Origin of the sequence: Thermococcus peptonophilus (assembly GCF_001592435.1) — an archaeon.
Taxonomy (GTDB): Archaea; Methanobacteriota_B; Thermococci; order Thermococcales; family Thermococcaceae; genus Thermococcus; species Thermococcus peptonophilus.
The window spans coordinates 845,268-864,772 of record NZ_CP014750.1; the positions used below are offsets into that span (position 1 = coordinate 845,268).

23 protein-coding genes are annotated in these 19,505 nt (G+C 52.0%); 10 read left to right on the top strand and 13 right to left on the bottom strand.

The features are described from left to right. The first annotated feature begins 39 nt into the window (after positions 1-39). On the top strand, positions 40-1,725 hold the full coding sequence (locus A0127_RS04500; protein WP_062388492.1) for a DUF4910 domain-containing protein: 1,686 nt from the start codon (positions 40-42) through the stop codon (positions 1,723-1,725). Here the strand turns inward: A0127_RS04500 and A0127_RS04505 are convergent. Further along, positions 1,715-2,047, bottom strand: a complete 333-nt coding sequence (locus A0127_RS04505) for a transcriptional regulator (RefSeq protein ID WP_054840852.1) — start codon at positions 2,045-2,047, stop codon at positions 1,715-1,717. The two genes, A0127_RS04500 and A0127_RS04505, sit on opposite strands and share 11 nt — an antisense overlap. Positions 2,048-2,101: 54 nt before the next feature. Continuing rightward, the gene (locus A0127_RS04510; protein ID WP_062388495.1) at positions 2,102-2,752 is read right to left on the bottom strand and encodes a metallophosphoesterase; all 651 of its coding nucleotides are present in this window, start codon (positions 2,750-2,752) and stop codon (positions 2,102-2,104) included. A 488-nt stretch (positions 2,753-3,240) separates the two neighbouring features. Here A0127_RS04510 and A0127_RS04520 point away from each other — a divergent pair, with 488 nt between their 5' ends. After that, a complete protein-coding gene (locus A0127_RS04520; RefSeq protein ID WP_062388498.1) occupies positions 3,241-4,035 on the top strand; it encodes a nitrilase in 795 nt (264 codons plus the stop codon). On the opposite strand, the gene A0127_RS04525 is transcribed toward A0127_RS04520, so the two are convergent. Beyond that, positions 4,023-4,814 (bottom strand): class I SAM-dependent methyltransferase, encoded by a 792-nt coding sequence (locus A0127_RS04525; protein WP_062388501.1) that lies wholly within the window; start codon positions 4,812-4,814, stop codon positions 4,023-4,025. The two genes, A0127_RS04520 and A0127_RS04525, sit on opposite strands and share 13 nt — an antisense overlap. Positions 4,815-4,907: 93 nt before the next feature. Here A0127_RS04525 and A0127_RS04530 point away from each other — a divergent pair, with 93 nt between their 5' ends. Genes A0127_RS04530 through A0127_RS04540 form a run of 3 tightly spaced genes read left to right on the top strand, consistent with a single transcriptional unit; the run spans position 4,908 to position 6,663 of the window. After that, positions 4,908-5,573, top strand: coding sequence for a hypothetical protein (locus tag A0127_RS04530; RefSeq protein WP_062388503.1), 666 nt, complete (start codon positions 4,908-4,910; stop codon positions 5,571-5,573). Positions 5,574-5,579: 6 nt separating this feature from the next. Continuing rightward, a complete protein-coding gene (locus A0127_RS04535) occupies positions 5,580-6,287 on the top strand; it encodes a hypothetical protein (RefSeq protein WP_062388505.1) in 708 nt (235 codons plus the stop codon). After that, positions 6,271-6,663 carry a sigma factor-like helix-turn-helix DNA-binding protein gene (locus tag A0127_RS04540; protein WP_062388507.1) on the top strand — a complete coding sequence of 131 codons (393 nt, stop codon included), beginning with the start codon at positions 6,271-6,273 and terminating at the stop codon, positions 6,661-6,663. Before A0127_RS04535 ends, A0127_RS04540 begins: the two co-directional genes overlap by 17 nt. Here the strand turns inward: A0127_RS04540 and A0127_RS04545 are convergent. The 6 genes from A0127_RS04545 to A0127_RS04570 form a co-directional block, all read right to left on the bottom strand. Further along, positions 6,660-7,391 carry an SdpI family protein gene (locus tag A0127_RS04545; protein ID WP_156471152.1) on the bottom strand — a complete coding sequence of 244 codons (732 nt, stop codon included), beginning with the start codon at positions 7,389-7,391 and terminating at the stop codon, positions 6,660-6,662. The genes A0127_RS04540 and A0127_RS04545 overlap by 4 nt on opposite strands. Beyond that, entirely contained in the window at positions 7,388-8,182 is a 795-nt protein-coding gene (locus A0127_RS04550; RefSeq protein WP_062388511.1) for an SdpI family protein, read from the bottom strand. Before A0127_RS04550 ends, A0127_RS04545 begins: the two co-directional genes overlap by 4 nt. Continuing rightward, positions 8,179-8,538, bottom strand: a complete 360-nt coding sequence (locus tag A0127_RS04555; protein WP_062388514.1) for a PadR family transcriptional regulator — start codon at positions 8,536-8,538, stop codon at positions 8,179-8,181. Before A0127_RS04555 ends, A0127_RS04550 begins: the two co-directional genes overlap by 4 nt. Positions 8,539-8,544: 6 nt before the next feature. After that, complete coding sequence (locus A0127_RS04560; RefSeq protein ID WP_054840845.1) at positions 8,545-9,267, bottom strand: YhfC family glutamic-type intramembrane protease; 723 nt, start codon at positions 9,265-9,267, stop codon at positions 8,545-8,547. Between the two features lie 2 nt (positions 9,268-9,269). Beyond that, positions 9,270-9,608 carry a YbjQ family protein gene (locus A0127_RS04565; RefSeq protein WP_054840844.1) on the bottom strand — a complete coding sequence of 113 codons (339 nt, stop codon included), beginning with the start codon at positions 9,606-9,608 and terminating at the stop codon, positions 9,270-9,272. A gap of 94 nt (positions 9,609-9,702) precedes the next feature. Beyond that, complete coding sequence (locus A0127_RS04570) at positions 9,703-10,317, bottom strand: YiiX/YebB-like N1pC/P60 family cysteine hydrolase (protein ID WP_062388518.1); 615 nt, start codon at positions 10,315-10,317, stop codon at positions 9,703-9,705. A 246-nt stretch (positions 10,318-10,563) separates the two neighbouring features. On the opposite strand from A0127_RS04570, the gene dph2 reads away from it, so the two are divergent. Then, complete coding sequence (gene dph2, locus A0127_RS04575; protein WP_062388521.1) at positions 10,564-11,589, top strand: diphthamide biosynthesis enzyme Dph2; 1,026 nt, start codon at positions 10,564-10,566, stop codon at positions 11,587-11,589. A gap of 99 nt (positions 11,590-11,688) precedes the next feature. Continuing rightward, complete coding sequence (locus A0127_RS04580; protein ID WP_062388524.1) at positions 11,689-13,467, top strand: HEAT repeat domain-containing protein; 1,779 nt, start codon at positions 11,689-11,691, stop codon at positions 13,465-13,467. Between the two features lie 98 nt (positions 13,468-13,565). Here the strand turns inward: A0127_RS04580 and A0127_RS10710 are convergent, their stop codons facing one another. From A0127_RS10710 to A0127_RS04595, 3 genes are read right to left on the bottom strand one after another with little or no spacing between them, the layout of a single operon-like run. Further along, a complete protein-coding gene (locus tag A0127_RS10710; protein ID WP_231855806.1) occupies positions 13,566-13,712 on the bottom strand; it encodes a hypothetical protein in 147 nt (48 codons plus the stop codon). Next, positions 13,702-14,016: a NitrOD5 domain-containing protein gene (locus A0127_RS04590; RefSeq protein ID WP_062388526.1), complete on the bottom strand. Its 315-nt coding sequence runs from the start codon at positions 14,014-14,016 to the stop codon at positions 13,702-13,704. The genes A0127_RS10710 and A0127_RS04590 overlap by 11 nt, the downstream gene beginning before the upstream one ends. Then, positions 14,009-15,376, bottom strand: a complete 1,368-nt coding sequence (locus tag A0127_RS04595) for an ATPase domain-containing protein (RefSeq protein ID WP_231855807.1) — start codon at positions 15,374-15,376, stop codon at positions 14,009-14,011. Before A0127_RS04595 ends, A0127_RS04590 begins: the two co-directional genes overlap by 8 nt. A gap of 58 nt (positions 15,377-15,434) precedes the next feature. Here A0127_RS04595 and A0127_RS04600 point away from each other — a divergent pair, with 58 nt between their 5' ends. Genes A0127_RS04600 through A0127_RS04610 form a run of 3 tightly spaced genes read left to right on the top strand, consistent with a single transcriptional unit; the run spans position 15,435 to position 18,402 of the window. Further along, positions 15,435-16,064 carry an METTL5 family protein gene (locus A0127_RS04600; RefSeq protein WP_054840880.1) on the top strand — a complete coding sequence of 210 codons (630 nt, stop codon included), beginning with the start codon at positions 15,435-15,437 and terminating at the stop codon, positions 16,062-16,064. A gap of 37 nt (positions 16,065-16,101) precedes the next feature. Next, a complete protein-coding gene (locus tag A0127_RS04605) occupies positions 16,102-17,034 on the top strand; it encodes a hypothetical protein (RefSeq protein WP_062388532.1) in 933 nt (310 codons plus the stop codon). A gap of 39 nt (positions 17,035-17,073) precedes the next feature. After that, positions 17,074-18,402, top strand: coding sequence for an RsmB/NOP family class I SAM-dependent RNA methyltransferase (locus A0127_RS04610; protein ID WP_062388535.1), 1,329 nt, complete (start codon positions 17,074-17,076; stop codon positions 18,400-18,402). Here the strand turns inward: A0127_RS04610 and A0127_RS04615 are convergent. Next, positions 18,399-19,505: a mechanosensitive ion channel family protein gene (locus tag A0127_RS04615; protein WP_062388537.1), complete on the bottom strand. Its 1,107-nt coding sequence runs from the start codon at positions 19,503-19,505 to the stop codon at positions 18,399-18,401. The two genes, A0127_RS04610 and A0127_RS04615, sit on opposite strands and share 4 nt — an antisense overlap.

Here is a 19,505-nt window from a genome sequence, read left to right on the forward strand (position 1 = left end):
TTTTTCTGCCCATTTTCAATTAATTCTTCGGTGAACTCTATGGAGCACTTCTTAAAGGAGAGTGCCGAGTTTAGCCCCGACAACGTTCTGAACTGGATAGCTGGGATTTCCCGCTTCCACCGGATACAGGGGTCGAGAGGCCTTGTAGAAGCCGCCGAATACGTTCTCGAAGAGCTGTCTCGTATGGGGCTGAAGGCGGAACTACTCAAGGACGAGTACGACGGCAAACGCTGGCACATCACGCTTCCCTCCCCAATAGCATGGGAGCTCATTGAAGGGCATCTTGAAGTTCCAGGAAATCCCCTTACAACTGCAGAAAGCCCGCTCCTCATAATGGCCCACTCCCCACCCGGGGAGGTCGAGGGAGAAGTACTCCCGATTCTGCGGGAAGAAGACTGGAAAAAGGCAGAGGGAAAGGTCGTTCTCGTCGGGAAGGATTGGAGGGATGCCTACAGGAGAGCTAATGAGGCTGGAGCTTCAGGCTTCATAGCCTATAGGGAGGGGACGGGCGAGTTTTATCCTTACATCGGCCTGTTCCTTACCAAAGACGACCTCAAATGGGCACACATTCCAGCCTTTGCCGTCCCAGAAACTGTTGCTAGAGACCTTATTAAGAGGGCGCTTTCGGGAGGCGCCAAAGTTAATGGTACAGCCGAGACAGAGATAAAAAGTTCGGAGACACTTCCCATGGTCTATGCCGAAGTTGGCGAACCACCGCACCTGCTTTTCACGGCGCACATATGCCATCCAAAGCCGGGAGCAAACGACAACGCCAGCGGTAGCGCGATGCTCCTTGAGCTGGCGAGGGTTCTCTCAAAGCGGGAAAACGGCAGGTTCGGCTACGCCTTCCTCTGGGTTCCAGAGTACCACGGAAGCCAGGCGTTCATTGAAAAGGAGGGTGTTGGAGGGTACTATGCTGCCATAAACCTCGACATGGTCGCAGGCAGTCCCGACCGCTCAGGATCAACTCTAATGTTTGTGAGGACACCGTTCTCCCGCTTCTCGATGGTTTCCGGAGCGTTGGAGGTCGCCCTTGAGCTGAGCAACTCCAGGGGGAAGAGCTTCTCAGGAAGCAGTCTTCCGGTAATGCCCTTCAGGGCATACCAGTACGAGATGGGGAGCGACCACGACATCTTCAACTTCTTCAGTGTGCCTTCGGTTATGCCGATAACGTGGCCGGACAGGTTCTACCACTCAAGCGGCGACACCGTGGACAAGGTGAGCAGAGAGACGATGAGTATAATCGGGAGGGCAGTTCTTTCGGCGGCTCTGTTCCTTTCAGAGGGAGAAAAGAGCAGGATTGAGCGGTTTGCAAGGGGCTACGCCAGAAAAGTTCTTGGGGAAATCGGAATGCGCCTTGAACCTAAGGAGAGCGAGAGGCTCATAAAGGCCGGCCTCGCTAGAGATGCAGAGTTCCTTGGGCTGGAGCTTAACTCAGAGGTAGAGACCAAGGTAAACCCCTGGCTGAAGTGGAAAGAACGGGGACTGATATCCGAGCGCTTGATCAGGAGCAGAGCGCCCAGTCTGGCTGATGATTTCAAGAAGCTGACCGAGGAGAGGGCAACGGTGACGCACCTCCACGAGCTTATAATGCTCGGGGAACTCCTTCCGGAGGAGAGAGCCTACCGGATCCTTGAAGAAGAGTACGGAAGCATCGAGAGAGAGAAGCTGAAGAGGCTGGTCGAAATACTTGAAGAAATGGGTGTTGTTACCGTCAGTTCTTAGCCTCTCTAAGCTCCATCTCGATTTCGTTTATTTTTTCCAGGATGTTCTGCTTTATCCTCGCGAGAAGCTCAGAGGGGGAGACAGCGGTGTAAGTGTACCCAAGCCAGCCCTGCTGTATAAGCTCTCTCCTGAGCATTCCCTTCCTGTAGAGGCTCAAAACGTGCTCCCTGACCGAACGCTCGCTTATTCCAAGTTCACTAACTATTTCGGTTACCCTCATCGGGCGCTTTTTCTCCAGGAGGAGTCTGTATATCCTGAGCTCGGTTTTCTTCACTCCCAGCGACTTAAGCAGTGCTTCGAGCCTCTCGTAGACGTCGCCCATCACACTTCACCCAACCTGCTCTCTCACACCTATGAAAGTGTATCTTCATACCCCTTAATAAACCTTTACCCTCCCAACATAAACGCCTTCAGGAAGGAATATCTCGACCTCGGAAACATCTTTGAGGAACGGAACCAACTTCAGGCCCTCTCGTATGTCAAAACCCTCTATGTACGGGTTGACAGTCGGTAGGACGAGGAATTTTCCGGCCCTGGCAAAGACTTTGGCCTTCTTCGCAACTCCCCCGCTTTTGAAGGTATAGGCCGGGTGAGCGTGACCAAGGAAGACCTCCTGGAACTCCCCTTCTGGTAGTTTTGTATGGCCGTGGAGGAACAGCTTTTTGTCCAGGATAAAGTTCTCAACAACGGAAACGTTTTCGAACTTTCTGGTTATCTCCTCGATTTTTCCGTCGTGGTTGCCTTTGGTGATAATGACTTGGATGTCCTTTAGTGGAGAGAAAAACCGCAGGAGCATCTCTTTAAGCCTGAAGCTTAGGCCCAAGGGTTCTTTAAGATCCCCCAGGATTATGAGGACGTCGGGATCCCTCTCCAGTACGAACTGGGCCAGAACCTCTTCAAAACCAGTCCTGATGCGGAGTCCCCTCGAAAGCTCGAAGCCGATGTGGGGGTCTGCAAAGACGAGGGCCTTCCCGTGGGAGGTACCAAGCTCAAGGGAAAGAAATTGAAGTTCGGAAAAAAGAGACATAGAACCACCGGAGCGTCAGATAAGTCCGCGCTCCTTCCTGCGCTGCCTCTTGAGTCTCCTAATCCTTTTCTTGATCCACTTCCACCTCATCCTTCCCTTCTTTTTCCACTTCCTCGGGCGCCTCTTCATGATCGTCACCTCCTTTTCCTGAGCCGACCTCTGGTGGAGAGTTTTTAAGGTTTTCCTTTTGGCTCGCAGGGGTTTGCATACCCAGAAGGGCTATTAGGTAGTCTCTTTCGGAGCATAGATGCGTTCTAATGGCCGTTTTCGTTGGATATACTAACAACATTTTTGATGGTTTTATAAGTGTTTAGCGGATTTAAATTTTCTAGAAGGTTTGATGCGTTGTAAAAATTAACGCACTGTCTTCAAAAACATCTGAAAATCTGGAAAAGACATTTTCAAAGTCTAAAAAGTCTGGAATATCTTGAACATCTGAACCCATCAGGTTTATCAACTTTGGGACTTTATACCGGGTAGGTGATACTATGAAGGTTGCCTACGTTCAGATGGAGCCTGTTTTTCTTGATCCCGAGGTCAACTACTCCAAAGCGGAGGAGCTGATACGGGAGGTCGCTGATCAGGGCGCCAAGCTCGTGGTTCTCCCAGAGCTGTTCGACACCGGCTACAACTTCAGGAGCAGGGAAGAGGTTGCGGAAGTGGCCGGCCAAATTCCAGACGGCCCGACGACAGAGTTTCTGGTTGAACTCGCGAAAGAGCTTGAGGTCTTCATAGTGGCGGGAACGGCCGAGAAAGACGAGAAGGGCAACCTCTACAACTCTGCGGTTGTGGTCGGTCCTGTGGGCTGGGGCTACATCGGGAAGTACCGGAAGGTGCACCTCTTCAACAGGGAGAAGCTCTTCTTCAGACCCGGAAACCTCGGCTTCCACGTCTTCAATATTGGCATAGCGAAGGTCGGCGTTATGATATGCTTTGACTGGTTCTTCCCCGAGAGCGCGAGAACGCTTGCCCTCAAGGGCGCTGACATCATAGCCCACCCGAGCAACCTCGTCATGCCCTACGCTCCAAGGGCCATGCCGATAAGGGCCCTTGAGAACAGGGTCTACACGATAACGGCCAACAGGATTGGAGAGGAGTTCGGGCTGAGGTTCATAGGAAAGAGCACGATAGCCTCGCCGAAGGCGGAAGTCCTTGCAATGGGAAGTGAGGATAAAGAGGAAGTCGGGGTGGTCGAGATAGACCTATCGCTGGCGAGGGACAAGAGGATAAACGAGATGAACGACATCTTCAAGGACAGGAGACCGCAGTACTACACGCTGTAGCTGGCGAGAATCTCCTCTGCTACCTTTTTTCTTGGCTTTCTGAAGAGCAGGATGTCTCCAACTTTTCTTCCGTGCTCCTCTTGAGTTATCAGTTCAGCTTCCTTGAAGAAAACGCCGCCAATGGCGAGCTGGGTCGCCAAGTCCCAGTAGTGGAAGTCAACGTCGCTTATCTTTTTGAACCCGGGGATGATGTAGTAACCTCTCTTAAAAGTTCCCCTCGCGAAATCGTAGCCCTCGTGCATCGAGGCTATGGTGTAGTTCTCCCTCCGCCCTTCGATGAGGAACTTTTTATATCCAGCGCGGTAGAGAATCCAGTAGACCCTGTCCATGTCCTCTATGATAAAAACGCCGTCATCGCTCAGGATGGATGCAACGTTCGCGAAGAGCCTCACGGCATCAAAGGGGTCGAAGTGCGGCATCGTGTAGCCCCAGAGGACTGCAACGTCGTGCTCGCCCACGAGCTTCGCTGTCTCTCTCGCATCACCCTGGACGAGATTGAGTTTGGGGTTTATATCAGCGATTTTGAGCCACTCACTGGCGAGTTCGAGGTCGTCTTTCCTGGCGTCGAGGACCGTTAGGAGTTTTGCCCTGGTTGCCTTGGCAAGAGCCACCCCCGCCACTCCAGTTCCAGCGCAGATATCTAGAATTCTGCCTCCATGGGGTAGTCCATCCGAGATTGACTCAAAAAACTCCTTTATTCTCTCGAACCTATCCCGTGCCCTCTTGTCCGCTGGGTTCATCCGCCAGTTTAAGTATCGGTAGAGCTCCTCAAGGGACATATTATCACCACATGAGAAAGTGTGTAAAATAATTTAAGCCTTTAGAAAGGCTTAAATACGTTGTCAACTTACTAAGATTGACAAGGTGGTGGTATGAGGGGTGACTGCTACCCTTACCCAACGGGAGGAGTACCGCTTCTCCTGAACATAGCCGGTTTAGGTGTTATGGTTGGTAGTATTTTAGCCGGATCGACCTATTTAATGCTGATCGGGCTGGTTCTTTTCCTGTCGTCGCAGGGTAGGGGGATAGAACCCGAGAGAAAGCGGCTCCGCTATGTCTTTGGAAGCGTTGAGCTCGGCGATGTGGTTGAAGTTGCAAGGTTGTCCGAGATGGAGCGCGGCAGGATTTTGACCATGGCAAAGGCCTTTGGAACGACGCCTGTAGCATTGACTGCTTTTTTGATGGCTTTTGTGACAAAAGGGGCACCTTACACCGAGCTTCTTGCCGTTTATGCTTACTGGCTTGTCCTTTACCTTGAAATCTTCATCTTTCCCCTCAAAGAGCTTAAAAAGAAGAAGCTATCGTTAACAATCTTACCGATTCTCCTCTCACTTCCTCTGCTTGCCTTCAGCTCTCTGAAAACGCTCCCAGTAACCCTGCTCACATGGCTCTTTGGAAGCTTTCTCCTGAACGAACTTCTTAACAGGGATCTGGTTGTTGTGAGAACTGAGAAGGAGAGCTATCTCGTCTCCTGTGCCAATGGGGAGCTGATAGTAGGGTTGATCAGGTATGGTGGAATTATGGAAGCTAAGGGGTGATCCGTGATGAAAGTGGGGGATGCAAAGCCCGCTAGCTTTTCGGGGCTTCCACTCATCTTGTTGGGATTCTCATTTCTCCTGATAATAGGCTTTCCAAGACTTGCTCCGGATTGGTGGTACTTCTCTATTGTGGGCTGGCTCATCCTCGGGGCTTCGTGGGGGACATCGGTTGAGGTGGAAGGATGGACATTGAGGCTTAAGTACGCCTTTGGCAGATTAGCAATTAACGTTCCCCTCTCTGAAATAGAAGACGTTAAAGTAGTGAGCAGGCTTGAGAGGGCAGTCCTGATAAGGGAATTTCCGGGATTGTATGTCTTAATCACCGCCAGTGTGCTGTTCGTCTTCCTTGACCTTTTGCTCCTCCCCAGCGGGCTTTTGGAGGGGTACTACCTCGGCGACATAGGGCTGATATTCTTCGGCATTCTTTACCTTGCGATTATGTCTCTGCCGTTCAGTAGGACTAACATCGCCCTCCTCTTCGGGGTTCTCGATCTGCTCTTTGCGGCACTTCTTATGGAGCTAAAAGTAGGCCATATTAACCCCATATCCGTTTTGGTCTTGGGTGTATTCGGCCTCCTTTTTGTTGCCGAGTATTACCGTAAGGACTACGTTGTGATAACGACCCAAAGGAAAAGGTACTCCCTAATGACCGAGGAGCCTGAGGCGGTATTACGAGTCCTGATCAGGGGGGTCGCCAATGCTCAAGCTCCCTGAGGGGATGGAACGCGTCTGGCTAATGAGGGCCAAGGACATGCGGGAGGTGGAGATAGCGGAAGCCCTCGGAATCTCAAGGCAAGCTGTAAATAAGGCCCTGAAAGATGCTAGGGTGAAGCTCTTCGAGGCCTTCTTTTCCATAGCTGAGACGTTCTCGTTGGATGTCGTGAGAGTCAACGCGGAGAAGGGCTTTGCCGTCTTCACGGGAAAAGTCCTCGGGAAGAGAGTGAGAGTTTACGCCTTCTACCTGCCTGGAAAGGGGATTAGAGCTTTCTTTGGGGATGATGTCCCGGATTACATCCTCCAGCACGCCTTGAAGGTTAGGATAATCGAAAAGCCAGAAAAGGAGAGGCTGATAAGGGTGCTTGAGAGCTAGTAGTAGCCCTCCTCGTAGGCAGAGGTCAGCATGACGTAGGCCGCGTAGAAAATAACCAGCAGGAAAATCGGAAGCAGCAGTATTCCCAGAACGTCATTCTCAAAGCCCGTCCATACGAGAAAGGCTTCGAAGGTAATGAGTGCAGAGATCAGCGTAAGGGCCTTTGCAAAGCCGCGCGCCATTATTCCCGAGAACTTTGGAGCGAGCTGGAAGACGAGCGGCCGGGATGCGAGGAGCGTTAGACCTATGATGAGGGCCATTACAGAGCCGAGGACAAAGGCCATCCCCCTCGGGAGCTTTGGGGACATGAGAAGAAAGAGGAAAGCGAGGACCAGCTGTGTTATCAAATACTTCCCGAGTCTGGGCGTTTCTATGCTTTTTCTTGGCTTTTCCAGTGCTTCCCTGGAGATGTCCTCAAGTTCGTACTCGCGCCTGGCCACGACGTAGCCGATCGCAAGGACAACGGCGACTCCTCCGATGAGGAGAACGAACATGCCGCAGAGCGGCAGGAAGAAGGAGGAGAGCATAAACAGCACACCCAAGAGGATCAGACCTATTCCAGTCACATTATTCGCCTTTTTCCTGGCCCGCTCGCTGAGGTAGGTATAGCCTATTCTGAATCCGACTCCAGGTTCGCCCTTGGAGGTTGAGGTAAGTATGCCCCCTATCACGAAGGCCAGTCCAAGGAAAACGCCGTAGAGGACCCTTAGAAGGGAGTACGGGTTCAAGTTGCCCCACCTCTCACCCAAAAGATCCTGAAAATCATCCCGAAGGTAACTATCAGGAAAGCCCAGACGGAATAGCCTATCCAACTCGATGGGACGTAACCAACGTTGTAGAGTAGCATCAAACTATCAATAACAACGATTCCAAGGGCCATAACGGTCATAAACTCGGCAAAGGCTCTCCAGCCCTTCCTGCTGAACCTGAGGAGCGGTGCGAAGGCCGGCTCTTTGAGGAAGTACGTCATGGTGAGGAAGAGCGGATAGACCACCAGCGGAAATAGAAGAGTGCCAACGGTCTTTGGGGCGAAGCTGTCCGGCTCTCCGGAGGCGTTGAAATGGATTGCGACTCTCACTGGAAGTTTGTCCCAGAGGAGAACCGCGAGGACGAAGTAAGCGGCCAGTCCAAGCAGTTGAGCAATGAGATATGGCTTAACGTTGACCTCTATCCTCTCGATCGGTTTTTCAGGAGCCTCTATTGAGAGTTCCTCCTCTTCGTAAGCCCTCTTGGCTATCCTGAAGCCGGCTACCGTGAGAAAGACGACCCCGGCGAGCATTATGAGTATGAAGGCGAGAATCCCAATGCCCGCCAGCGCAAGCCCGAGCAGTAGAACCGAGAAGACCATCATGAACAGCCCGGCGAATGTGTTGGTTTCCCTCCAAGCTCTGTCCGACATGTAGGTGTAACCTATCCTGAAGCCGATGAGGTAGTTCCTTTTGTTCCGGAAGGAGTAGGTCAGCAGACCGGCCGCCAAAAAGGTGAGGGATATGAACACCTCAAAGGTCAGTTCGCTCATTCAGATCCCTCCAGTTTCTCAAGGACGGATTCAATAACTCTTATCTCCTCCCGCAACTGGGCGAGCACTATCTTTCCCATCTCTGTGATTGAGTAGTACTTCCTCGGTCTTCCGCCGGCCTCTGCCCAGCTGTCCTGGAGGAGGCCGAGCTTTTTAAGGCCCTTCAGAATGTCGTATAGGGCTCCCTCACTGGGAACGAGCTTCCCTCCGCTCAGCTCCTCAAGCCTCTTCCTTATCGCGTAGCCGTGTAGCTCCCCCTCTCTTTCGAGGATGGATAAAACCAAAAAGGAGTAGAGGCCTGAGCGGAGCTCCTTCCTGAGCTTCTTGAGGGCTTTCTCCTCTCTTTTCCCGAGCAAAGCCTATCACCAGATTACCTTATTCTCATCGGGTTCTTCGATCCTGGCGAGTGGTAGAGTGTAGGCGATTAAAGCTGTTGCTGTAACGGCGAAGACTACCTCCAGGCCAATCGTGAACTTCATCGCCAGCTCCTCACTCTTCAGGACTAAAAACTGGCCGTAAACAGCGAGCGTATCAACGAAGCCGTGCAGGGTTGCCATCGTGAGGAAGCCCTTTCCGCCGAGGCCATTCTTGGAGGCGTAGGCGAGATAAACTGTTGTTCCGACGTGGAAGAGGACTGCAAAGTAGCGCTCCACCATTGAGAGGAGTGCCTGAAGAACCGGAACGTCAAGCTTTCCTCCGGCAACGGCCACCGCGATGATCGGTGTAACCGCAACGGAGAGAACCTCGGTTATTCCGAAGCCGAGGCCGACGAACAGCGCATCATTGGGACTCCTGTCCTTGACGAAGAAGTACTTAACTCCTTCCTGGACGAAACCTGCAACGAGGCCCAGCCAGATAGCAACTCCGACTGTAAAGGCCGTTCCTCTGGCAATAACATCCGCGTTGCTCCGTATGCCGATTCCGAGGAGGGGAAGCTGTTGTATCGGGTTCTGGATGACCATCGCCAGTATGAAGGCCACCGCACCGAGGATCAGCTCGGCCCACTTCTGCTTCTTGAAGCCTAAGAAGTAAACCGTTGTCCACGCCAGAATCCCGCCGAGAAGCGGGAATGGCGGAAGGTACATGTTCACTCCTCCTCAACGACCACCGCGGTTCCATAGGCGTAGACCTCGGCAACACTAGAACCGACGTTTGCAGTAGCGAAGCGGACGTTAACGACCGCATTGGCACCGAGCTCCTTGGCGTGGAGCACCATTCTCCTAAGGGCCTCTTCCCTGGCCTCTGCCATCATTTGTGTGTACTCCTTGACTTCGCCACCCTTGATGTTTCTAAGGACGGCCATTATGTCCCTGCCTATGTGTGTGGCCTTGACTATTCCGCCCCTCGCTATTCCCTTGACCTCAACGATGCGGTAGCCGGGAATCGTCTCGGTCGTTACGACCATAATTCCTTCAACGGTCTCCATACTCACCACCTCGATGCATCGGACTTCGAGTTATTGTTGAACTTTGGAAGTATAAATGCTTTATGCAGTCAAAGGGAAGAAGAAAAGGGAAGAATCAGGCCTCGTCGTAATAGATGGTGTAAGTCATCGGGTCGTCGTAGACTTCCTGTGGAGCGACCGAGTAGAAGTACTTCCAGTCAAAGGCCCCATCGTTCTTGTCGAGGTTTATCTGATAGTTGCTGGCGACGAGATAAGCCGCCCAGACGAGCTGGGAGCAGTAGTACTTGTCGGAGTAGACCTTTGGCTTGCCGAGGTAGTTGTAGTTGTAGGGCTTGCCGAGCTGCTGGTAAGCGAACTCAACAGCTTTCTGCCTGACCTCGTCGGTCGTCTTAACGCGCTGGAGGGCGACGACGTCGTACCTGCTGAGGAACTCCCTGAGCGGGCTGATGATGACGCCCTTGCCTATTTTGGCCTCTATAACCATCCAGTCGTCAATGGTGTCGTTGTACCATGCCACGATGGCAACGTGTATCCAGTAGCCTGGAATGATGGCGTTGAAGAGGTCGGGACTGTGGCCGTAGACGAGATCGCCCGGCCTGACGTCGGTCGGGTAGGGGTGCTGGTAGGTTCTGGTGTCCCAGATGTAGTTCAGGAGGTCGCCGGCGCTGACGCTTGGAATGGTTGCTCCCAGAAGGAGGAGCACCAGAGCTATTATTTCAACCTTTCTCATTTTATCACCCCCTTATTGGGCGGGATAAAAATGGATGTGGGAGTTAATAAGTTTTACTTCCCAATGTTAGTTTTTGAAACTATTCCGAGAGTTTTGCACTTCTCTGAAGCAAAGTATAACACACAGCTTCCAGTTTTAGAACGAGATGATCTAAGAACCGAAAAAATCCTTGGTATTTAGGTATGGCACAAAGCGAGAGAAGTGGAAATTTAAAAAGGCCCATTCAAACTCTACACGGTGAGTTCAATGCACGAGGTTCCCTTCGGCGAGATACTTGAAAAGCTCCAGGAACTTAACGCTCAAAGGGTTCTCATCCAGACTCCCGAGGGCCTCAAGAGGGAGGCGCAGGAGTTGGCCGACTTCCTTGAGGAGAACGGGATTGAGACAATAATAAGGGGGGACATAAACTACGGCGCCTGTGATCCAGCCGACAGCGAGGCTAAGAGATTAGGATGCGACGCACTAATCCATCTTGGACACTCATACATGCAGCTCCACCTCGAGGTTCCAACGATTTTTGTGCCTGCCTTTGCGAAGGTTGACGTACTCCCCGCCCTTGAGAAGAACCTCGAGGAAATCAGAAAACTCGGAAGAAGGATAGCACTCGTCACGACGGCCCAGCACATCCACCATCTTGAACGGGCGAAAGAATTTCTGGAAAAGAACGGCTTTGAGGTGCTGATCGGAAAGGGCGACTCAAGGGTGAGCTGGCCCGGTCAGGTGCTTGGGTGCAACTTCAGCGCGGCTAAAGTTGACGCCGAGGGCGTTCTCTTCATCGGCGCCGGCTACTTCCACCCGATAGGCGTCGCCATGGCGGTTAAGAAACCAACGCTCGCGATCAACCCGTACTCCGGCGATGCTATATGGATGGAGGAGGAAGCGGAGAGGCTCGTGAGGAAGCGCTGGGCGCAGATAGCCAAGGCGATGGATGCGCAGAGGTTCGGAGTGATAACGAGCACGAAGAAAGGCCAGCTGAGACTTGCGGAGGCGAAAAGAATCGTCAAGATCCTCCGCGAGCACGGAAAGTACGCGAGGCTTTTGGCGATGAACCACATAAGCTATCAGGCTTTAGAGGGATTCGACTTTGACGCTTACGTAGTCGTCGCCTGCCCGCGCGTCCCGATAGACGACTACGAGAACTGGATGAAGCCCGTGCTTACCCCAAGGGAGGTTGAAATCCTCCTCGGGCTGAGGGAAGACTATGAGTTCGACGAGATTCTCGGCGCCGAGAGAAAGGAAGACGAGCCCATTGGCATAAGTCTGCGCTACTGACCCAACACCCTGCTTAAATTTTTAAAATTTTTCATGTTTTGTGTTCGAATAACAAAATCCTAATAAGGTTTGACGTAGAAAACAGTCGGGCGGTGCGCCGTGTCTGATGATTCAAAGCTCCTCGAGGAGTACCTCAAGTCGGGGAAGATCAAAAAAGCTTCAGAGCTTGTTCTCGGCAATGAAGAAGCCCTCACACTGCTTTTGTCTTTTCTTCACAGCAAAGACTCAAAGATGAAGCTGGCGGCGGTTATGGCCCTCGGAGAGGCCTTGAAGCGAATGCCCGACATAATGCGTCTTAGAATCCTAAAGAGAACCCTTGATGACTTGATAGCTCTGGCACTGGAGAACGACGACAGGGTTCCAATCTATGCCCTCAGAGCAATAAAAGCCCTCATTACTGGACTCCCTCTTGATCCTGAGAGCTTCGTGAAGCTCGGCCATGCGCTCAAAGACCTCGTAAAGGCACGCAGGAACGAGATTGTTCTCCTTGAAATTCCACCCATCCTGGAGAACGTTAGGATAACCTTCCCAGATCCAAGGGTTCACGATGTTATTGCCAGGCTTCTCCGCTCCAAGAACCCCAGGCTTAGGGCAATGGGCCTCAGACTCCTCCTAAACATCACCGCTTACACGGGAGACCCCTCCCTTTTAAAGACGGCTTTTTCTGAAGTCCGCGATATGATTACTGGTGAAGACATACCCCTGACAGACTTCGCTTTGAACCTGCTCCTTGAGATATCACACTATCCCCTGCGTGAGGAGTTCATTGATGATGTTACCGGTGTGTTAACCCTCGTGAAGAACCTCGCATTAAAAGGAAAACCCGAAGTAAGAGATAAGGCTCGAATAGTAGCTGAAAAGCTGGAGGATGCCATATCCAGATACTACAAAAACCGACCCGAGGAAGCGAGGAGAAAAATCCAGGAGCTTCTGATAAACGAACGCTTTTACGAAGCCATTGACCTTGCTCTGGCCGTGGGGGACACCTACGTCCTCAGCTGGCTGGCTCAGGAACTTGAGAGGATGGAAAAGGAGAGGCTGAGGATAAACGAGAGAGTATTATCCGGGCCGAAATACCCGTCCCCTCCACCCGAGGCCGAGGCCCAGAAGTCCCTACAATTCCCGCACATATCTCAGTTCGGCAGGAAGAAAACGGGAAGAGAAAAACTGATGGACCATATAGGGAAATCAGAACAAATACCCAAGATGCCAGACGAGGAGACTAAAAAGGAGCTGGAAAAGGCAATAACCTCTGGAAAAACTTCTGAACTTACTGAGCTGGCGCTGAAAAAACCTGAAGTTATCTTTGAGCTGGAAAGAAAGCTTGAGGAAGGTGATAAGTTCGAGAAAATGGACGCCCTTTGGGCGCTCTCAAAGCTCGCTGAGAAGCTCGACGAAACGAATGCATTCATTCTCAAGCCTGCGGTCGGGCCTCTGATGGAGATAGCCTCCTCTAAACACAGGTGGATGCGCTTCAGGGCCGTTAGGACGCTGGCTACCATTGTCCCGAAGGCCCCCTACGGCGACGAAATAGTCGGTCGGTTCCTTGAGTGGTACCTATCTGGGGACGAAGAAAAGGTTGTACCCTCACTCGAGTTCTTCAGCTATTATTTCCAGAAAACCTGGGACGAGAAGACGGTGAAGGTCGTCCTGTCCCGCCTTTTGGAATACCTTGAAAAGGAAGGGACGCGCTTTGATGCGCTCCTTACGCTTGACGCGCTGGTTGGGTCCGCCCCGGTCGAGAAGATCTCCCTACTTAAGCCGTTCGTTGAAAAGCTGAAGGAGATCAAAAAGACTGCCTCGCCCGACGAGCAGAAGCTCGCGATAAGAATTCTGGAGAATATAGCTTCGAAGTCTAAGGCCCTGGTTGCCCACTGAGCCTCTTTATTACCTTGATGACGCTCTCTTTATCCTTGACCTTTATCCCCAAACCTCTTTCATCGGCCACTTCTTGGAGGATGGCTCTCGTAGGGAACTCACCTAAGGAAAGTGACGAGGGTGTTGTAAATTTCTTCAGGAGTGCCCTGTTCTTCCATGTGTTCAATTGCCATCTCAATGCTCTCCAGCATTACTGACAGAAAAGCGTGCTTATCCTTGAGAACCCGGATAAGCTCACTCACCATTCTCGACACCCGCGAACTTCTTCAGCAGGGCAATCGCGGTCTCTTTGTCCCTCTTATCAGGCTTGAGGCGGAGCTCCATCAGCAGGTTGTAGAAGAACATCGCCGCGCCGAACTCTCCGAAGAGCTCTTCTATTGCTCTGTAGAACTTGGCGGGGTCTCTACCAGCTATGTCAAGGGTTGTCCCGTATTTAGACTTAAGGTAGGCCTCAACTGTCGGGAGGAAGTGGGGACCTAATTGAGTCAGAAGCTCTTTGGCAGTCGCGACTATGAGAGCCCTGTTGATTTCGGCCTTGAGCTCACTCAATCTTTATCCCTCCTTCCCCGATGGTGAACTCTCTCAAGGTCGGATCGTTCTCGGAGTGTCTCGTCTTCAGGACGAGGATATATCTCTTGAGGGCTTTTCCTGCCTCTTTGGGCACGTGGTAAGTGAGGAACAGCAGGTTGTCCACAAGGGTGCTAAATCCAGTGGTTGCAAGGTCTGTCATGCTCCCCGTGACGTAGGTTAGTATGAATGTTACTCTCCTCTCCTTGGCGAGAAGCTGGAGATACCTAACGGCCTTTATAAATTCCTTTTCATCCATATGGGCCTTCATTGCCGAGAGAGAGTCTATCACAAGAACGTTGAAGCTCTCCTTTTCAATTAGCTTCTTTATGAAAGCGTAGAATTCCATGGGCGTCCTGCCTTCGGGAACCATCGAGATTATTTCGAAGTTTTCTACAAGGCCGAGCTTGTGGAGGGTATCCTTCAGGGCGGCGGCGCTCTCTTCAAAGGCTATGTACAGAATGTTTCTGCCCGAGCTGGTGAGGTTTGAGGCAAAGTTGAGGGCCAGTATTGTCTTCCCTGAACCCGTTGGGCCCGCTATAAGGGTGATGCTGCTCTCATAGAGGCCGCCCCCAAGGAGCCTATCAAGGCCTTCGATTCCAGTCTTGAACCTGGATTTTAGTGCTTCTTTCTCGGTAAATTCGAGTTCAGGAACAGTAAAGACCTCTATTCCTTCCTCCGTTATAACATACTCATAGGCCGAGCGCCTGAGTGGCCTGCCACGCATCTTAGGTATTGTGAGGTACCGTCTTATCACTTCTCTGGTCCTTTCCATCTCAAGGATTATGACTCCATCAACTACAAACTCTTCAATTCCAAAGCCGAGCCTCTTTTCGCCGTAGGGTATTTCATCAATGAGGATGGCCAGCGCGTCAAAGGCGTTTACCAAGCGGCCTATTATGGAATGAAGGAAGGAACGCAGGTACTCTTCGCCAAACATCTGACCGAACACTGTAACAGAGTCAAAAACTATTATGTCTGGTTTGAACTCAACGATGTCGTTGATGAGGAATGCAATCATTCCCTCAAGCTCGTCCCTGGGAACAGTAAGCATGTCGTAGAACCTGAAGAGGGCGACCTCCTCCATCTTCGATAAGTCAATCCCCGCCTGAAGCGCGTTCCTGTAGAACTGCTTCTTAGTCTCTGCAAAGGAGACGTAGGCCCCCTTGAGTCCTCTCCTCATGTTGTTGTAAAGTATGTGAATTGCAAGGTGTGTCTTGCCAGTACCTGGGTTTCCTGCTAGGAGTATCGTTGAACCCCTTGAGAACCCGCCGTTCAGGGCCTTATCAAGACTGGGTATTCCTGTTGGTATCAGTTCCATTGTCCCCCTCCCCCCACCCATGGTATTGCGCTAATGATATAAATAACTTTTTCAAACGGTGGACGGGATGGAAGTGAAAATAAAGAAAAAGCACCTTGCAATGCTCCTTTCGAGGCTCAGGGGCTTTGAGAGCCCAAAGCCAGAGCTAGAGCAGTACAGGACTCCCGGCGATGTGGCCGCTGAGCTCTTGTGGTTAGCGTATTCCCTCGGTGAGGTCGAGAGAAAAGTCATCGCGGATCTGGGTGCTGGCACTGGTGTTTTGAGCATCGGCGCAGTCCTGCTGGGCGCTGAAAGGGTCTACGCCGTCGAGAGGGACAGAAGGGCCCTTGAAATCGCCCGGGAAAACGCGCGCTCACTTGACGTCGAAGACAAAATAGAGTTCGTAAACGCCGACGTTTCAGAGTTCTCGATGAAAGTGGATACTATCATAATGAACCCTCCCTTCGGAAGCCAAGTAAAGCACGCCGACAGACCCTTCCTCCTCAAGGCCTTTGAGGTGAGCGGCGTTGTCTACTCAATCCACCTCGCAAAGCCCGAGGTGAGAGCTTTTATAGAGGCCTTTGTCAGGGACAACGGGTTCGTCATAACCCATCGTCTGACGCTGCCATTTGAAATCCCTGCCCAGTTCCACTTCCACAGGAAGAGAATCGAGAGGATACCAGTTGACGCCTACCGATTCGAAAGAAAAATCGAAAAAGCTATATTGTAATACCCCACAACTTGGTGTAGTGTATGGGGGAACTGGTATGGCCTACGATGAAATCCTCAAGACTCTTGAGTCATGGGATGCTAAGAGTCTGATCTCTCTGGCCCAAGAAGATGAGGAGATACTGATTACCTTAATTCGCATGCTCGATGAAGAGCGCTTCCAGCTCAGGGTTCTGGCCCTTCTGGAAGAGCTACTGCCCCTGCGGACGAACAGAGAAATATACAAGGAACTCTTCCCCCGTCTTCTCCTCCTGCTCACGAGGAACAGGAAGACAGCAGTAAAGGCCGCGAGGGTCATGAAGGTGCTCCTTCTCCAAGAGCCCCCCACAAAGGGAGATCTGCGGACCCTTCTGAAGGTCATGCTCGATACTCCTGTAGAACAAAACGACCCCCGGTGGCTGGAGCTTGTTGACGCGGCCGACAAGCTGCCACCCATGGATTACAGGAACGTTGAAAACCTCGTGCTGGAGCTTATAAGAAGTGATAACCCTGGCCTGAAGCTCGTTGGACTTAAATTCGCAAAATCAATACCAGGAATCCGGGCCGAGGAGGTCATAAGAGAGGTATTGGGCCTCCTCCTGAATTCTAATAACCCGGTAATAGTTGACAAGGCGCTTGACCTAGTGTTCGAAATCCTCACGTCGCCCATCCCCCTCCGCATGGAGGATGTAATAAGATACCTGTACTCCCCCCTGAAGGCCCTCACGGAGTCCGCCCCCGACGCCATAATAACGTCAAAGGCCAGGGAAGTCTTCAGCGCGCTCGTAAAAAGCGCCCAGAGGTACTACGCCATCAGGCCAACCGAAGCCAGGGAGTCAGCAAAGCGGCTGAGAAGAGAGGGGCTTGAGTACGAGGCAGTCTTCATCGAGGAGATAGCCGGACAGCCCCACTCCCCCGTGCCGTATGGAAAGGAAACGCTCAAAATGCTGACAGAAGACCGCTCCGACCTCCCGGACTTCCTGAAGGGTTGAACTTTTAAACCGAACCAGAAACTTTTTACAGGTGGTTCTGTGTCAAAGCTCAAGCTCAGCGACAGACAGCTCTATGCCCTCATAGAGGCCCTCAAGCTCGGCGAGGAGGTTAAGCCCAGCCAGCAGGCGAAGAGGAAGGCCTTTGCAAAGTACAGGATTGAGGGCTGGGAGAACTCCAAGCTGACTGGGATATTCTACTCAATCCAGAGGCGCCTCGGTTTGATAGACGAAATCATTGAGGAGCTCATTGGTGTTTCCCCACTCATCCTCGATCCCTGGCTGAGGGCCGCTTTAAGGGTGGCCGTTGAAGTGGGGGTCTTCCGCGAGCCCAGCGAGAAGACCCTCCAGCACCTCAAGGGAATCGCCCAGTTCCTCTCAAAGAGAACACACCCCTACGTCGGCTATTACTACTACGACCTCCTGCCAAGGGTCGTCAACTACGTACCAAAGCTCGACACAGAGGAGAAGAGGCTCAAGTGGAAGTACCTCTTCCCGGAGTGGTTCATAGCAAGGATGCGCGCCCTTCTTGGAGATGAAGCAGAGGAACTGCTCAAGGCACTTAACGACACCCTTCCGACGAGCATAAGGGTGAACCGCCTCAAGGCGAGCGTTGAAGAGGTGGAAAACTACCTAAGGAAGAAGGGCGTCCGCTTCGAGAGAAGTGAGAGAGTGGACACTGTAATCAGAATTCTCGACCCCTTCAACCCCGGGTGGCTCTTCAACAAGGGCTACGCCATAGCGCAGGAGGAAGCCTCTGCTGTCGCTTCCCTCATCCTCGACCCAAAGCCCGGGGAGAGGGTCGTTGACCTCGCGGCTGCCCCGGGAGGAAAAACAGCCCACATGGCGGAGCTGATGGAAAACAGGGGCAAAATTTATGCCCTCGATGTGGATAGCGCCAGAATAAAACGCATGAAAGAGATTTTCAAGAGAACCGGCGTTGAAATCGCCGAAGTTATTAAAGCCGATGGGAGAAAAGCTCCAGAGCTACTAGGCGAGGAAATCGCCGATAAGGTTCTCCTCGATGCCCCGTGCACCAGCGACGGCACTATAGCGAAGAACCCCGAGCTCCGCTGGAGACTCCGGGAGAAGAACATTCCAAAGGTGGTTGCCCTTCAAAAGGGTCTCGTAGAGAGCGCCTGGAAACTCTTGAAACCTGGAGGAAGACTGCTATATTCAACGTGCTCAATGCTTCCAGAAGAGAACGAGGAAGTTGTGGAGTGGTTCCTTGAGCGGCATCCTGAGGCCGAGCTTGTGCCCCTAAGCGGCCCTTACGACCCGGGCTTTCTCGAGGGGACAATGAGAGCCTGGCCCCACAGACACAGAACTATCGGGTTCTTCTACGCACTGATAGAAAAGAAGGAAAGTTAAGAGCTATCTTCTTTTGGCTCTTCTATCTTTACCCTCAGTGCCTCCGCGAACCAGTTGACCCTCTGCGGGAACGGTATCTCGATGCCCTCTCTGTCGAGTGCCTCTTTGATCTTCTGGAGGAGGCGGTATTTCGAGCGGAGGAGGTTCTGACCCAGCCAGAGCTCGCTTGGAACCCACGCCCAGATCGTTATGTTGACCGAGCTGTCCCCGAGTTCCCTCACGTAGACCCTCGGCTCAGGTTCTGCGAGCACTATGGGTTCCTCCTCTAAGACCTTCATGATGGTGTCTATAGCCTTCTGGGCATCTTCCTTGTAGGCTATTCCCACGGTTATCTCGGCCCTCCTTGCAGGATATTTCTGGAGGTTGATTATCTCGCTGTTAAACAGCTTCTCGTTTGGTATCCTGACGAGCGTGCCATCCCACTGCCGTATTCTTGTGGAAAGGATTCTAATATCATGGACTATACCCTCAAAGTCTCCTATCCTTACCGCGTCCCCTATCCTAAGGGGCTTGTCGAAGTACATGAATATGCCCGAGATGAAGTTTGCTACAACAGTCTGGGCCGAAAAACCGAGGACGATACCCGTTATTCCCGCGGCGGCGATTATCGTTGACAATCTGCCACTCAGCCCTGCTATGTTGAGGGCCATGAAGAACGCCAGCGTGACGAAAGTATAGTAGTAGAGCTTCGCCTTGAGCTGAACTTCCGGAAGTTTCTGCTTTGAAGAACGCATTATAATGTAGTCCTTTGACTTTTTGGCAAGGACGTAAGAGAAGTAGAACACAAGGAAAGCGACGAGGATATTGCTCAGGCTGGTGCCAGCCACGGTAATTGAGAGAACCCCAAGGGCGTCAAGGGAGTACACCAGAGCGACGACCACCACCATGTTGTGAATCGTTGAGGCAGTATCCTCGTTGATTATCCAGACGTACTTTGTGGTTCTAGCAAGGCTGAGCAAGTACCTCCTGAGAACCTTTGCTATAACGAGGCCTACCATGAGGATTAAAACCGCCTTTACAACGGCACCTGTGGTTAGAGTAAAGAGGATCTTTCTTCCCAAAACGCCCTGATTCCAGAAGGAGGTACTGTTTGCAGCCCCCAT